Annotated in this window: 15 protein-coding genes; 8 read left to right on the top strand and 7 right to left on the bottom strand. The window is 63.7% G+C overall.

Annotated features, from left to right (window positions below):
* Nucleotides 1-75: 75 nt before the first annotated feature.
* On the top strand, nt 76-330 hold the full coding sequence (locus tag GMOLON4_RS06725) for a type II toxin-antitoxin system Phd/YefM family antitoxin (RefSeq protein ID WP_035732019.1): 255 nt from the start codon (nt 76-78) through the stop codon (nt 328-330).
* The gene (locus GMOLON4_RS06720; protein WP_026936193.1) at nt 327-722 is read left to right on the top strand and encodes a type II toxin-antitoxin system VapC family toxin; all 396 of its coding nucleotides are present in this window, start codon (nt 327-329) and stop codon (nt 720-722) included. The genes GMOLON4_RS06725 and GMOLON4_RS06720 overlap by 4 nt, the downstream gene beginning before the upstream one ends.
* A 31-nt stretch (nt 723-753) precedes the next feature.
* On the opposite strand, the gene GMOLON4_RS06715 is transcribed toward GMOLON4_RS06720, so the two are convergent.
* The 4 genes from GMOLON4_RS06715 to GMOLON4_RS06700 form a co-directional block, all read right to left on the bottom strand.
* Nucleotides 754-2,148, bottom strand: a complete 1,395-nt coding sequence (locus GMOLON4_RS06715) for a DHA2 family efflux MFS transporter permease subunit (protein WP_026936192.1) — start codon at nt 2,146-2,148, stop codon at nt 754-756.
* 171 nt (nt 2,149-2,319) lie between these two features.
* Entirely contained in the window at nt 2,320-2,481 is a 162-nt protein-coding gene (locus GMOLON4_RS06710) for a hypothetical protein (RefSeq protein WP_106486559.1), read from the bottom strand.
* Nucleotides 2,482-2,555: 74 nt separating this feature from the next.
* Nucleotides 2,556-2,834, bottom strand: coding sequence for a metal-sensitive transcriptional regulator (locus GMOLON4_RS06705; RefSeq protein WP_026936191.1), 279 nt, complete (start codon nt 2,832-2,834; stop codon nt 2,556-2,558).
* Nucleotides 2,835-2,980: 146 nt separating this feature from the next.
* Nucleotides 2,981-4,387, bottom strand: coding sequence for an MBL fold metallo-hydrolase (locus GMOLON4_RS06700; RefSeq protein WP_026936190.1), 1,407 nt, complete (start codon nt 4,385-4,387; stop codon nt 2,981-2,983).
* Nucleotides 4,388-4,591: 204 nt separating this feature from the next.
* Here GMOLON4_RS06700 and GMOLON4_RS06695 point away from each other — a divergent pair, with 204 nt between their 5' ends.
* The 3 genes from GMOLON4_RS06695 to GMOLON4_RS06685 are packed head-to-tail and all read left to right on the top strand — an operon-like array spanning nt 4,592 to nt 6,728.
* Nucleotides 4,592-5,380 carry an IclR family transcriptional regulator gene (locus GMOLON4_RS06695; RefSeq protein ID WP_026936189.1) on the top strand — a complete coding sequence of 263 codons (789 nt, stop codon included), beginning with the start codon at nt 4,592-4,594 and terminating at the stop codon, nt 5,378-5,380.
* Nucleotides 5,377-6,126: an IclR family transcriptional regulator gene (locus GMOLON4_RS06690; protein ID WP_051266337.1), complete on the top strand. Its 750-nt coding sequence runs from the start codon at nt 5,377-5,379 to the stop codon at nt 6,124-6,126. Before GMOLON4_RS06695 ends, GMOLON4_RS06690 begins: the two co-directional genes overlap by 4 nt.
* A gap of 23 nt (nt 6,127-6,149) precedes the next feature.
* Nucleotides 6,150-6,728, top strand: a complete 579-nt coding sequence (locus GMOLON4_RS06685; RefSeq protein WP_026936188.1) for a TetR/AcrR family transcriptional regulator — start codon at nt 6,150-6,152, stop codon at nt 6,726-6,728.
* A 35-nt stretch (nt 6,729-6,763) separates the two neighbouring features.
* Here GMOLON4_RS06685 and GMOLON4_RS06680 read toward each other — a convergent pair whose 3' ends face one another.
* Nucleotides 6,764-7,225: a hypothetical protein gene (locus GMOLON4_RS06680; RefSeq protein WP_026936187.1), complete on the bottom strand. Its 462-nt coding sequence runs from the start codon at nt 7,223-7,225 to the stop codon at nt 6,764-6,766.
* 107 nt (nt 7,226-7,332) lie between these two features.
* The gene (locus GMOLON4_RS06675; protein ID WP_026936186.1) at nt 7,333-8,979 is read right to left on the bottom strand and encodes an amidohydrolase; all 1,647 of its coding nucleotides are present in this window, start codon (nt 8,977-8,979) and stop codon (nt 7,333-7,335) included.
* Nucleotides 8,980-9,320: 341 nt separating this feature from the next.
* Here GMOLON4_RS06675 and GMOLON4_RS06670 point away from each other — a divergent pair, with 341 nt between their 5' ends.
* The 3 genes from GMOLON4_RS06670 to GMOLON4_RS06660 all read left to right on the top strand — a co-directional run bounded on the left by GMOLON4_RS06670 (nt 9,321) and on the right by GMOLON4_RS06660 (nt 11,487).
* Entirely contained in the window at nt 9,321-9,698 is a 378-nt protein-coding gene (locus GMOLON4_RS06670; protein ID WP_026936185.1) for a PH domain-containing protein, read from the top strand.
* Between the two features lie 93 nt (nt 9,699-9,791).
* Complete coding sequence (locus GMOLON4_RS06665) at nt 9,792-10,559, top strand: PIG-L deacetylase family protein (protein ID WP_051266369.1); 768 nt, start codon at nt 9,792-9,794, stop codon at nt 10,557-10,559.
* Nucleotides 10,560-10,656: 97 nt separating this feature from the next.
* Nucleotides 10,657-11,487: an alpha/beta fold hydrolase gene (locus GMOLON4_RS06660; RefSeq protein WP_026936183.1), complete on the top strand. Its 831-nt coding sequence runs from the start codon at nt 10,657-10,659 to the stop codon at nt 11,485-11,487.
* Nucleotides 11,488-11,492: 5 nt separating this feature from the next.
* On the opposite strand, the gene GMOLON4_RS06655 is transcribed toward GMOLON4_RS06660, so the two are convergent.
* Complete coding sequence (locus GMOLON4_RS06655; RefSeq protein WP_245575365.1) at nt 11,493-12,503, bottom strand: phosphatidate cytidylyltransferase; 1,011 nt, start codon at nt 12,501-12,503, stop codon at nt 11,493-11,495.
* Nucleotides 12,504-12,509 lie beyond the last annotated feature (6 nt).

Below are 12,509 nucleotides of genomic sequence, written 5' to 3'. Positions count from 1 at the left end.
CCCAAACGATAAGTGTTCGGTTCCCCCCCCAAAAAAAAGGTAGATTTGAGTAGATTAAGTGTCTAGAATTTCCGCATGAAGACAATCAGCGTGGCTGAACTCCGGCAGAATCCGACGGCGGCGATTGAAGACGTGGCGAACGGCGAAACCTACGTGGTGACTCGACACAAGCATCCTGTGGCCCGACTTACGCCCATCGACGATGACGCAGTGCAGATCATCCCACCGCGGAACCCGCGCGCACCAAAGCTGGCTGATCGGAAGGACCTGCCGCGGAAGTCTGTGGCTGAAGTCGAGGCGCTCATTCGGGAAATGGCGTCTGACCGGTGACTCGTTTCTATCTGGAGACCTCCACGGCAATCTTCGCTATTGAGGGTGTGGCCGCTGCTGTTGACTGGTTTGATGACGCCACGGCGAATCATGACGTGATTTCTTCGCGTTTGTTACAGACAGAGCTCACCCGGGTGCTCCGGCGGGAGCGCCGTCCCGTCCTCGAACGAGAGGACATTCTTGGGAAGATTTCCATCGTTCCAATGAACGAGACTGTGTTGACGATGGCGGAGGCGATCACCGAGCACGTCAAAACCCTGGATGCCATTCATTTGGCCACTGCCGTCACTTTGGGAGCAAACACAGTCGTGGTGAGTCACGATGACGCGCTCAGGCGTGTTGCTGAACAGCTGGGACTCGCAACGTACGACCCGATATCGGCCGTCGAGTAGAGCTAGCTGCGTTCCTCTCGCAGAGCCGCTGCTACCTGGCGCTGAGATCCGAGCGGAACTGCGAGACCGCGATGAGTCCGATGAGCAGCACGCCGATCGGCAAGAGCATCGCGTTACCCATCGCGGAGGAGATGTCGGTGACCTGCACCCCGATCTGCATGACCGCGCCGAGCGAAGCGGAACCCACGGCGGCACCGACCTGGCGCGCGGTGTTGTAGACGCCCGAACCGGCGCCGATGAGTTCCCGGGGTAGTCCGCGCATTGAAATAGTGGAGTTCGATGACCAACACAGCGCGTTCGACGCGCCGAGCAGCACGATCGGTATGAGCATCCAGCCAACCGGGACGCCGGGGCGCATCAATAGCGCAAAGAGTGCCATCGCGGAGATGAGCGTCGAGAATCCGATCGTCGATATGACGCCCGGGCGGAGGCGGTCAGCGAGACGGCCGACCACGGGCGCGAGCGTGATGGAGATTATGGCCATCGGCATGATGAGGAGGCCAGCGACTTCGGCGGACAGGCCCGCGCCTGACTGCAGATGCAGCATGATGGGCAGCTGAATGGCGTACACGGTGAACCCGAGGGTCGTCACGGACACCACGCCCAGTGCGAAATTGCGGATCGAGAACAGCTCGAGTGGCATGAGCGCATCCGCACCGCGTCTCGAAGCGCGACGCTGCAGCCAGACGAAAACAATTCCAGCTATCACCCCGGCCGCGAGGACCAACCACAGCCAACCTGGCCAGCCGGTGTCCGGGCCCTGCTGCAGCGTGAACACCACGGCGAACACCGACACGATCGACACGATCACACTGACGAGGTCGATCCGCGCGACGCTGGTCGGCAGCTTAGGCACCCAACGAAGCGTCATCACGAGCGCGAGCAGCCCGAGCGGCACGTAGAGAAGAAACACCCAACGCCATCCGGCCGCACCGACGATGAGTCCGCCAAGCACCGGGCCGACGAGGCCCGAGGAACCCGCGACTGCGCTCCAGACGCCCATCGGCGCGCCTCGGCGTTCCCGCGGGAAGATCTGATTGATCACGCTGAATGGCTGCGGATTCATGAGTGAGGCACCCAGCCCCTGCACCGCGCGGATCACGATGAGTGATTCGACGTTCGGCGCGAAAAAGCAGCCGAGCGCGGAGCCCACGAATAGCGCGAGCCCCACGGCGTACACGTTGCGCTGTCCGAAGCGATCGCCGAGCCTGCCGGTCACGAGTAGGGGAGCGGCGAACATGAGCAGGTAGATCGACGAGACCCACACAACCTGGTTCACGCTCGCCCCGAGGTCCTCCCGGATATGGGGAATCGCGACGGCGACGAGGGACTGATCGACCATCGTGGTGAAGAGGCCGATGCACAAGGCGGTGAGCGCGCGCCACGCTTGTTGCTTCGGGATCTCGGGTACGGCGCTCGTAATCATCGCGTCAACCCTAGGCCTGATTCAAACACCTGGGCGCAACCAAAGAACCCCCGCCGGCCACCTGAATCGGTGACGCGACGGGGGTCCGTGCGGTGCGGCTGTGCGGTTGGGCTGTGCGCTGTGCGAGCTACCGGTGACACTGAGGAGGGTGTCGCACCGGTCGTTTTGGTTCTAGCGGCCGAAGATCTTCGAGAGGAAGCCGGTGCTCGGCTCGTTCTCGTGACCCTCGCAGCGTTCGCTCTTGGGCACGCCGCGCATGACCTGGTCGACGTGCTGGCCGCAACCGGCCCAGGTCGTCTTTCCGCATTTCCGGCAGGCGACTGCTTGACACATATGAATTTTCCTTCGGGTTGAGGGTTCTTTTAAAGGGAGGGTGTTGGGGTTTTGGGGAGGGAAAGGACGCGCGGCTACGCGAGCGAGAGGAAGAGCTTCTCGAGTTCTTCGGTCGTGAGGCCGTCCTCGGCCTCGGCGGTCGCCTCAGGCTCGGTGACGCAGTACTGCATCGCGTTCGCCACGATGGCGAAGCCGGCGCGGTCGAGCGCGGTCGAGACCGCGGAGAGCTGCGTGACGACGTCGCGGCAGCTGCCGCCATCCTCGACGGCGTTGATCACGGCGTCGAGCTGGCCGCGCGCTCGCTTGAGGCGGTTGAGGATCTTGCGCTGGGTTGCGGCATCGGCAGTTCTCATGAGTTGTTCTTTCTTGGGGATGCGTTGGGGATGCGTTTGGAGAGTTGGCCAGTTGGACGTGGTGGTGCGTCACTCGCCATCGGATGCGGCGCCTCGTTTCGCGCGCCGCATCCGCTGGCAGGTTGGTCTCGGGACTTGAGCCCTCGCTACGAAGCGACCGTCTCGCGCTCGTTCTCGAAGGCCGTCCAGCCGTTGTAGCTGCCCTCGAGCTCGACGACGTCGAACCCCTCGCGGCGCAGTGCGCTCGCGGCAACGGAGTTCCGGACTCCGGACTGGCAGTAGGAGACGATCGTGCCCTCGCGCGGCAGCTCGTCCTGATGCCACAGGACACGCCCGCCACTGAGCTGCTTTGCGCCCGGGATGTGCCCGTCGGCGTATTCGGTCTTGTTCCGAACATCGAGCAGGAGTGCGGCGTCGAAGGCCTCGAGTTCGGCCGGTGCAATCGTCTTCGGCTTCATCGTGGGGAGGCCCTCGATCGAGGTGGTGTAGCCAATGACATTGTCGATACCGACTCGCATCAGGTGATCGCGGATCTCCTGCGCCTTCTCCGCATCCTTCACGTAGAGGATGAGCGAGTTGATATTCCGCTCGGGGTCTACGGCCCAGCCACCGTAGGTCGCGGCCTTGGCAGGCCCCGGGATGTTGAGCGAACCTTCGACCGTACCCTCGTGAACCTCGCGGTTGTTTCGGGTGTCGACGATGATGGCGTCGCCCGACTCGACGAGACGAATGACCTCATCCTGCGGCAGCTCAGCGATGGGGGTGACCTGGCCGAGGACGGCCGGGCCTTCCTTGTTCTGACGCTTCATGCGTCCAAAGTAGGCGTGCGCATCCGGCTGGCCCTCGAGCAGCTCGTCAACGAAGCCCTGCTCGTCGTTGTTCGCGAGGTACTTGGCCCACCACGAGAACATCCGCTCGTAGCCGACAGTGGTCGACGGTACTGAGCCGAGTGCCTTACCGCACGCACTGCCCGAACCGTGGCCGGGGTGCACCTGCACGTGGTCGGGGAGCTTCAGGAAGACATCGCGCAGGCTCGCAAAGAGCTGGTGTGCGCCGCCGAAACGGGTGTCGACGCCACCGGCGGCCTCGTCGAGGAGGTCCGGGCGGCCGAGGTCGCCAGCGAACACGAAGTCACCGGAGACCATGTAGCCGGGCTGGTCGGCGAACGCGCCATCGGTCACGAGGAACGCGAGGTGCTCGGGCGTGTGGCCGGGGGTGTGGCGAGCCTGGACGGTGATGTTGCCGATCGTGATCGCGTCGCCGTCGTAGAGGCGGGTGGCGTCGAAGCCGTACTGCCAGTCGTCTTCGCCTTCGCCCGAGACATAGATCTCGGCGCCGGTGGCGTTCGCGAGTTCCCGAGTACCCGAGAGATAGTCGGCGTGGATGTGGGTCTCAGTGACGGCCACGATCTTCATGCCGTTCTTCTTGGCGAGCTCGAGGTAGTCGGTGATGTCGCGGCGCGCGTCGATCACGACGGCCTCGCCGTTTGCCTGGCAGCCGATGAAATAGCCAGCCTGGGCCAGGTCTTCGTCATAGATACGTTCGAAGAGCATTGCAGATCCTCCGTGTCGATTTGCGTGTGCTGTGGCTGATGAAGTTAGCTTGCCATATACCCCAGGGGGTATGCAATGGTGGAATCAAACTACATGTCACTGCAGAGCTTGACCGATGCGCATGGGATGCAGCAGTGAGCCTGCGACCGTGATTGCTTGTTTCCGTGACGCGGACATTTGGCCTGCACGTGAGACAATCCAGGGATGACCGTTGAGAACGATGCGTCAGGAATCACGATTCTCCGCAAGGCGGAGTCCGTGATGACCCTGCTCGAAAAGGTTGGTGAGGCAAGCGCGACGGAGATCGCGGCGGCCGTTCACGAACCGGTGAGTTCAACGTATCGGCTGCTCGGTTCGCTTTCCGCGCTGGGCTGGGTTGACCAGACCGCGACGCGAGGTCGATACCGACTCGGGTTGCACATCCTGCGTATCGGCGCACTGCTCGAAGACCGACTCGACGTGCGCCGTGCGATCCTGCCTGTCCTCGAGTCGGTACGAGATCGCACCCGGAATACCGCATTCCTGTGTTTCCGACGCGGCGACAACGCGGTGTGCGTCGAGCGTCTCGGCGGTCGGGATGTGCAGGACCTCGCGATGCGAGTCGGCGATTCCTATCCGCTGTACCGCGGTGCTGCACCGCGCGCGATCCTTTCGTTCCTGCCGGAGGCTGATCGAGAGGAGCTGCTCGCTCGGGCTACGGAGCTTCGTAAGCAAGGGGAGCGGGTGCCTGACCCCGGCATCATGCGCGATCAGATCGGCATGGCCCGCGAGGCAGGCTTCACCGTGTCGGATGCGGACGTCACCCCGGGAATCATGGCCTTCGGCGCCCCGATTTACAACCATCGTGGGGATCTTGCAGGGGCGATTTCCCTCAGCGGGCTGCGTGAGCGCATCCTCGCCCCTGAGAGCAATACCGCCGACGAGGTGCTCGAAGCGGCCCGCCGCTCCAGCGAAGCACTGGGCTACCCGGCCGCGAAGGAGGCCGTGGCGTGAAACAGCCGATTCGCACGCTCGCGAACTCCGACGACATCATCGCGTTGCTCGCACACGAGGGGGACCTCTCGCCGGCCCAAATCGCGGAACAACTCGACCTTCCGAGGCCGACCGTCTACCGGCTTCTTGATGGGCTGAGCTCGATCGACTTCACCGAGCCGGTACGCGATTCGAAGACGCGGCTGAGCCTGCGCTGGCTGCGTATGGCGGATGCGGCCCGCGAGGCGATGCGGGAGTGGCGCGGCGCGGATCAGGTGCTGACCGATCTCGTCGAGCGGACCGGGCAGACCGCCTACATCACGGTGCCGCGCGATGGCGAGGCCGTGTGCGTCGCGTGGGAACAGGGAAACACGATCGGCGTGGTGGAGACAAAACCGGGGCGGAGCTTGTCGATGCACGCGGGGGCCGCGGGGCGCGTCGTGCTCGCGTACGGCACAGACCTCGAGGGCTACCTCGAAAGCAACCCGAAACGACAGCGCTTCAATGACCGCACGCTGCTCACCGACGACGAGCTTCGCGCCGACGTCGAGCTGACCAGGCAGCGCGGCTATGCAATCTCGGAGGGCGATATTACCGACGGGATTACGGCGATCGCCGTTCCGGTTCGGGGCTCGAAAGGCAAAATCGCAGGTTCGCTCACCGTCTCGGGGCTGGACGAGCACTTCGCCGGTCGCGAAGACGCGATCCTCGAGGTGTTGCAGGATGCGGCGGCGCGACTTGGTAACCTCGCGCAGGTTTCGAATTAACGCCTCGGGAGTGGAGTAAGGCAGTGCGGAAGACGGTCGATCATGATGAGCGTCGCGCAGAAATCGTGCGAGCGACGTGGCAGATCATCGCGCGTCGGGGGATGGCTGGTGCGACGATGCGCCAGATCGCGAGTGAGGCGGGGTACGCGAACGGGGCGCTCAAACCCTATTTTCCAACGAAGGCTGACTTGCTCCTCGCAACCTATGAATACGTGTTCCAGCGCACGAATGAGCGCACGGACGCGTTGGTCGGGCAGCTGCGAGGATATGACGCGCTCAACGCGGTGTGCCGCGAGATCCTGCCGCTCGACGATAATCGGTTCGACGAGGCCCGCGTCGTAATTGCATTCTGGGGCGAGGCGATCACGGATGAGACAGCGAAGCGCGTGCATGAGCGATCGATGGTGAAGTGGAAAGAGTCGATGCTCGGCGTATGTGCCGAGATTGATCCCAGTCGATCGTGGGAGTCCGAGGTGGATGCGCTGCTCACCTTCGTGACGGGCGCGCAGGTTTCGGCAGTACTGATGCCTTCGGTGAACGGCAGCCGAGAGTCGCTCGAAGCGCAGCTCAAGGCGGAACTCAGCGTCTTCGTGGCTGGCTAGGTACAATGCGCACTTCGGGCGCCCGAACTCTGCCGTCACCAGAGCGGGGTCCAGTGGAGCGCGCCGCGGTCGTCTTCCTCAACCTGCACTGCGACCCGCGTGGGAATGTTCACGCGAACGCCACCGTGTCCGGCGAACATGGCCGCGTCGAAGCGCAATGTTTCGGAGCGCGGCGAATCGGACTGCCCTGCCGCGTTTGTGCGGACCGCGACGGCTACCTGCTCGCGCACGGACTCGGGCAAGCTCTCGACACCCCCGACGAAACTCGACTGCTCGATCCCATCCGACCGCCGCCGAATCACGACGTCGGCACTCTGCGGGGTCACGCTGCCCGGCTTTCGCGGATCCTGCTCAAACCGAATGACCGCCGCGACAATGTCGCCTTCCCAGACCTCGGTGACGGGCGCGAGCTTGCGCTGCAGCGCGGAGAATCCCTTGACGACGACGGCAATCAGTACCGCGCCACCAAGCACCACCAGCATCACCGCATCGCCCATGCCACCCAGTCAACCACGCATGCGCGGTCGAGGTATCGATGGCTCGACGATCGCGGCATCTGGTCCGGTACAGGAGAGTAAACTCGCGCACCGGGCCACCAAACGGGCTAGTCGTTCGTGGATACTCCCGCGACCCAGCGCTTTGCGACCGTAGTGTGGTGAACATCCTCGATCGGTACCTCGAACACGTTTTGTTCGAGCGCAATGAAGTCGGCAGACTTGCCCGGCTCGATCGTGCCGGTTTCCGCCGAAATGCCCAGGGCCTTCGCCGACTCGCGGGTGAACGCGGCGAGGGCCTGGGGGAGTGTGATTGCCTGGTCGATGTTTACGCTGCGGTCGTCGCCGTCCTCGACCGCGCCCTTACGCGTCACCATGCCCTCGATGCCGAGCCAAGGGTTGAGGACGGGGAGACCAACCGGCCAGTCCGAGCCGCCCGCGACGACCGCGCCGGTCTCAAGCAGATCCTTAAACGGCCAAATGCTTGCCATCGTGTCGTCGGACACGAATTCGCCGACGCCATCCGTTAGCGGGCTCGGGAACCACATGAACGGGCACGCGTCCGCGGCGACATTCAGTTCGGCAAAGCGGCCGAGGTCTTCGGGCGAGATGAACGACATGTGCGCGATCTGCATCGCAGGGCCGCCGTTTGCATCCGCGCGGACGATCTCCGCCGCATCCAGCGCCTGTCGGACCGAAGCATCACCGGTCGCGTGCAGCTTCGCACCGAGTCCGAGCTCGGCGCAGCGGCGGAGCGACGCGACGAGATCGTCGAGCGTCCAGTAGAGCTCGCCGCGGAACTCCGGGTCGGTGTTGCCGTGCACGCACTTGTAGGGCTGGAGGAGCGCCGTGGTGAGCGTGGTCGGCACGCCGTCGAGCACGAACTTCGCAAAGCGCGGCTTGACGTGCACGCTCTCGAATGCCTTGCCCGCAGCAAACAAATCCTCGCCGACCGTGCCCGCTTCGATGAAGGGACGGATCGGCATCGACGCGATCACACGCATCCGCAGCTCTCCGGCCGCGTCGAGCGCCGCGAGCCCCTCGAAATGCGGGAGCATGGTCGCCGCATCCTGCACCGTGGTGATGCCGAGCGACGCGAGTCGGTCGAGCGCCGTCTGCAGCGCAACCATCTGGCGGCCCTTCGGATCCTGGTGCGAGGCGGCGGCGACGCCCTCGGCGACCGAGCCAGCGAGCTCCCACAACGCGCCGGTCAGGCGCCCCCGCTCATCACGGACGTAGGTGCCGCCCTCGGGATTGGGCGTGTCGGCGGTAACGCCCATCGCCTCGAACGCCGCCGAGTTGATCTGGCGGTTGTGCATCGTGTCGTCGCGCAGCAGCACGGGGTGGCCGGCGGATGCGGTATCCAGCTTCTCGAGGAATCCCACGTTGTTCAGGCTTGGGAGCGTGCCGCTACCTATGATGCCGCCGATGACCCACTCGCCGGGCTGGAGCCGTTCAGCCCACGCCGAGACCTTGGCGAGGATGGCGTCGGCGTCATCGACCGGGTCGAGAGGCAGCTCGTGCGCGAGCTGCGTGCCGCCGAGGCTTAGGTGGAGGTGACCATCGATGAGACCGGGCATGACGATCCCGTCCTGGATCTCGACCACCTCGTGATCTGCCCCGGCCGATTCGGTGACCTCTGAGACGCTTCCGGTCGCGAGAATCTTGCCGTCCCGCACCGCGAACGCCTCGATCAAGCTGTCGTCGGTAGCGCCGGTCCAGATTTTGCCGGTGTAGATCGTGGTCGAGTTCGTCATTGATACTCCCTTGTAGATCGACGGCCGCACTCGCTTAGCGGCGGCCTGTCTCGCTAGCCTTTCAGCGCGCCGCAGTCGGTTCAACCAGACTCCCCAATACTGCATCGCCCAGCAACGGCTCTGCATCGAAGGGCAAATTGTTCGGTACCGGCGGCAAGGCGAAGTTTCAGAGGGTTCGAGTTTGCTTGGAGCGCGCGCTTTGCCAGCACACGCCTTGTCGACGACTGGATGTCGGAGGCCAGTGCTGAAGTGTGACTTGGCAACCGAGGTCAAGGTTCTCGGTGCCCCGACTATATTCGCGGTTTGCAGTGCGACGCCGCGAGACAAAGAAGAAAAGAGCAATTGTGAACGAAGTTTCGGCGATCACCGCATGGACACTGGTTCGTGAAGTTCCGATACCCAACGATATTGGGAACGTACTCGTCGCTGGCGAACAGCCAATTATGGCCTTCGCGACCATGCGCGACAGCGCAGTGTTCACGAACAAGCGAATCGTGATTCGAGATGCGCAAGGTATTACTGGGAAGAAGGTCGAGATGTATTCGATTCCATACTCGTCCGTGGTGATGTGGTCATCGGAGAACGCTGGCACTCTCGATTTCAATGCCGAGCTCGAGCTGTGGACGAAGGCTGGCCATCTCAAGCTGAAACTTAATAAGGGAGTTGACATTCGGAAGCTGGACCACCTCATCTCAAGTGCGGTGCTCGGTGCGTTCTAAATAGCCGCGGCACTGGGCGGGCTCGGATGACGAGACGGCACACTTGCCTTACAAACTTGCGGTGAGCGGGTGCTTGTAAAGAAGGAGCAAGAAGTGAGCGGGTCAACGAGCCTCAAAGAATTGGACGTATGCCGGTGGGAGCGCGTGCTCGTTGTCGTCGCGCATCCGGACGACGCCGAGTACGGGCTTTCGGCAGCCGTGAACTCGTGGACGAAACGCGGTATTGAGGTCGCGTACCTGCTGCTCACGGGAGGCGAGGCGGGGATGCAGTGCTCGCCGGAGGAGGCCGGCCCGATACGTGGCGTTGAGCAACGCAACGCTTGTCGCGCCGTCAACGTCGATGACCTCACGATCCTAAGTCACCCCGACGGGCATCTCGTGTACGGACTCGATCTGCGGCGGGATATCGCGCGCCGAGTTCGCGAGTTCCGCCCAACCGTGGTGATCGGCAGCAGCCACGAACTCGAGGCGCTGTGGGGACTCGACCAGGCCGACCATCGCGCCGCCGGTCTCGCGACGCTCGACGGTGCGCGGGATGCATCCAACCGCTGGGTATTCCGCGACCAGATCGAGCAGGGGCTGGAACCGTGGTCGGTGAGCCTCCTGCTCACGGCACAACCACCCCAGCCGACTCACTTTGTGTCGGTCGATGCGGACGACGAGGCCGCGGCCGTCGCCTCGCTCGCCTGCCATCGCGAGTATCTCGCCGACTTGCCGGCGCATCCGAAGCCGGCGGACTTCATCCCACCGATGCTGCGAGACATGGGCGCGGCCGCCAATGTCGACCGAAGTGTCCTCTTCCGCGCATACGACCTCGCGGGGATCCTCGAAGCGGAAGCGTGCCAAACCGAGGCGAAATAGCGGGGGCGGGGGGGGGGAAGGGGAGTAGACGGCAATAGCGCGAACCGCATGCCTTTCGTCTACCGTGAAAGCACCCGCACGAAAGGCCAACACCCTCATGACTGAACTGCTGCCCGAGTCTTTTCACATCAAGACGCAAGAGGTTGGAACGGGAAGCGGGCGGGTCGTCTTCTTCCACGGTCTGATGGGGCGCGGCAAGAACTTTATGACCGCGGCTAAGGGCCTGGCTGAGACGCACACGAGCCTGCTAGTCGATCTGCCCAACCACGGCGAGTCGGGCTGGACCGAGCGGTTCGACTATGCGGAGCAGGCCGACCTCCTCGCAGCCGTGCTTGCGGGCGGCTATGCCAAGGATGTGCCGGTCAATCTCGTCGGTCATTCGATGGGTGCCAAGATGGCAATGGTGCTTGCGACCCGGCATCCCGAGCTGTTCGAACGCGTCGTCATCGTCGACATGGGGCCGGGCGCGACGCCTGGGCCGGATCGAGGCCAGAACACGGACTTTACTCACCTGCTCGGGAGCCTGAAGGCCCTCGACCTTTCCACGATCAACAGCCGTGGTGAGGCGGGTGAGGCCCTCGCCGAACACATTCCGAGCCGCACCGTGCGGGGTTTCTTGCTGCAGAATCTGAAGCGCGGCCGCGATGGTTTCGAGTGGGAGCCGAACCTCGACCTCCTGTATGCGTCGCTCGATGTCATCGGCGGCGAGCCCGACTACGGCGAAGGGCACTTCGACGGCCCCGTGCTGTGGATGGGTGGCGCGAAGTCGAACTATGTCAGCACCGACCAGCTCCCGCTCATGAAGCGACTGTTCCCGCGCACCAACCGCATCACGATCAAGGATGCGGGGCATTGGGTGCACTCGGAACAGCCAGCATCCTTCCTGCACGTGCTGAAAACGTTCTTGGGGCAGACGTTCGCGGGGTAACGCGCTTACGCGGCCGCGAAGAAGAAGCGCACGAGGTGAAAGAACACGGGCGCGGCGAAACACAGCGAGTCGATGCGATCCATGATGCCGCCGTGGCCGGGGATGAGCGCACCGAAGTCCTTGATGCCGCGGTCGCGCTTAATCGCACTCATCACGAGCCCGCCCGCGAAACCGAGCAGACAGGACACGAACGCAAGCGCTGCGGCCTGCCACCACTCGAACGGCGTAATCCACCACAGGGCGGCACCGAGCGCGGTCGCCGTGAGGATGCCGCCGACGAAGCCCTCGACGGTCTTGTTCGGGCTCACGTTGGGCGCGATCTTATGCCGGCCGAGTGTCTTTCCCCAGATGTACTGGAAGACGTCGCTTCCCTGCACCACGATCAGCAGGAACATGAGAAGGTTCGCGCCCGCCGGGCCGCCCGAGCCGATCGGTGAGCCATCCGCCGCGACCTTGCCAAGTTCTAACGCGACCGGCAGCTGCAGGATCGCGGGCGCATAGCTCACGCAGTAGACGCACACCATGAGCGCCCACTGCGTCGTCGCCGTGCGGCGCAAGAAATCCTTCGTGTCGCCGGCGAGAGCGTTCCGTGCTGGCAGGAAGAGGAACGCGTACACCGGGATGAACACGGCGAAGAACCCGTACCAGTGCTGCCATACGGCGAAATATTGGATCGGTAGGATGATCCAAAACATCCACACGAGCGCACTGTGATCGCGCTGCGTCGTCCGAGAGATGGTGATGAACTCGCGCAGCGCCAAGAAGGACAGCACGAAGAAGAAGAGGATGGTGACCGTCTCGCCGCCCGCGAGCACCGCGTAGAGCATGATCACCATGACCCACCAGGCCCCGACCCGCAGCCTCAAGTTGGAGATGAGGCCTGCGTGCCGCTCGGCGCGCAAGGTGATCGATAGTACGAAGGTGATGGCTGTCGCGAGTATGAGCACCGCTCCGACACCGGCGAAGAGCCTTAACCCGGTCTCATCGAGCAAACCGAACTGCCAACCGGCCATCATTCTGTG

It is taken from the genome of Gulosibacter molinativorax (genome assembly GCF_003010915.2).
GTDB classification, from domain to species: Bacteria; Actinomycetota; Actinomycetes; order Actinomycetales; family Microbacteriaceae; genus Gulosibacter; species Gulosibacter molinativorax.
This window is presented reverse-complemented; position numbering and strand designations above follow the sequence as displayed.

Excerpts from the sequence above, each read along its gene's own strand:
- GMOLON4_RS06725 (WP_035732019.1), top strand. The coding sequence starts at position 76 with ATGAAGACAATCAGCGTGGCTGAACTCCGGCAGAATCCGACGGCGGCG.
- GMOLON4_RS06715 (WP_026936192.1), bottom strand. The coding sequence starts at position 2,148 with ATGATTACGAGCGCCGTACCCGAGATCCCGAAGCAACAAGCGTGGCGC.
- GMOLON4_RS06710 (WP_106486559.1), bottom strand. The coding sequence starts at position 2,481 with ATGTGTCAAGCAGTCGCCTGCCGGAAATGCGGAAAGACGACCTGGGCC.
- GMOLON4_RS06705 (WP_026936191.1), bottom strand. The coding sequence starts at position 2,834 with ATGAGAACTGCCGATGCCGCAACCCAGCGCAAGATCCTCAACCGCCTC.
- GMOLON4_RS06700 (WP_026936190.1), bottom strand. The coding sequence starts at position 4,387 with ATGCTCTTCGAACGTATCTATGACGAAGACCTGGCCCAGGCTGGCTAT.
- GMOLON4_RS06695 (WP_026936189.1), top strand. The coding sequence starts at position 4,592 with ATGACCGTTGAGAACGATGCGTCAGGAATCACGATTCTCCGCAAGGCG.
- GMOLON4_RS06680 (WP_026936187.1), bottom strand. The coding sequence starts at position 7,225 with ATGGGCGATGCGGTGATGCTGGTGGTGCTTGGTGGCGCGGTACTGATT.
- GMOLON4_RS06675 (WP_026936186.1), bottom strand. The coding sequence starts at position 8,979 with ATGACGAACTCGACCACGATCTACACCGGCAAAATCTGGACCGGCGCT.
- GMOLON4_RS06660 (WP_026936183.1), top strand. The coding sequence starts at position 10,657 with ATGACTGAACTGCTGCCCGAGTCTTTTCACATCAAGACGCAAGAGGTT.
- GMOLON4_RS06655 (WP_245575365.1), bottom strand. The coding sequence starts at position 12,503 with ATGATGGCCGGTTGGCAGTTCGGTTTGCTCGATGAGACCGGGTTAAGG.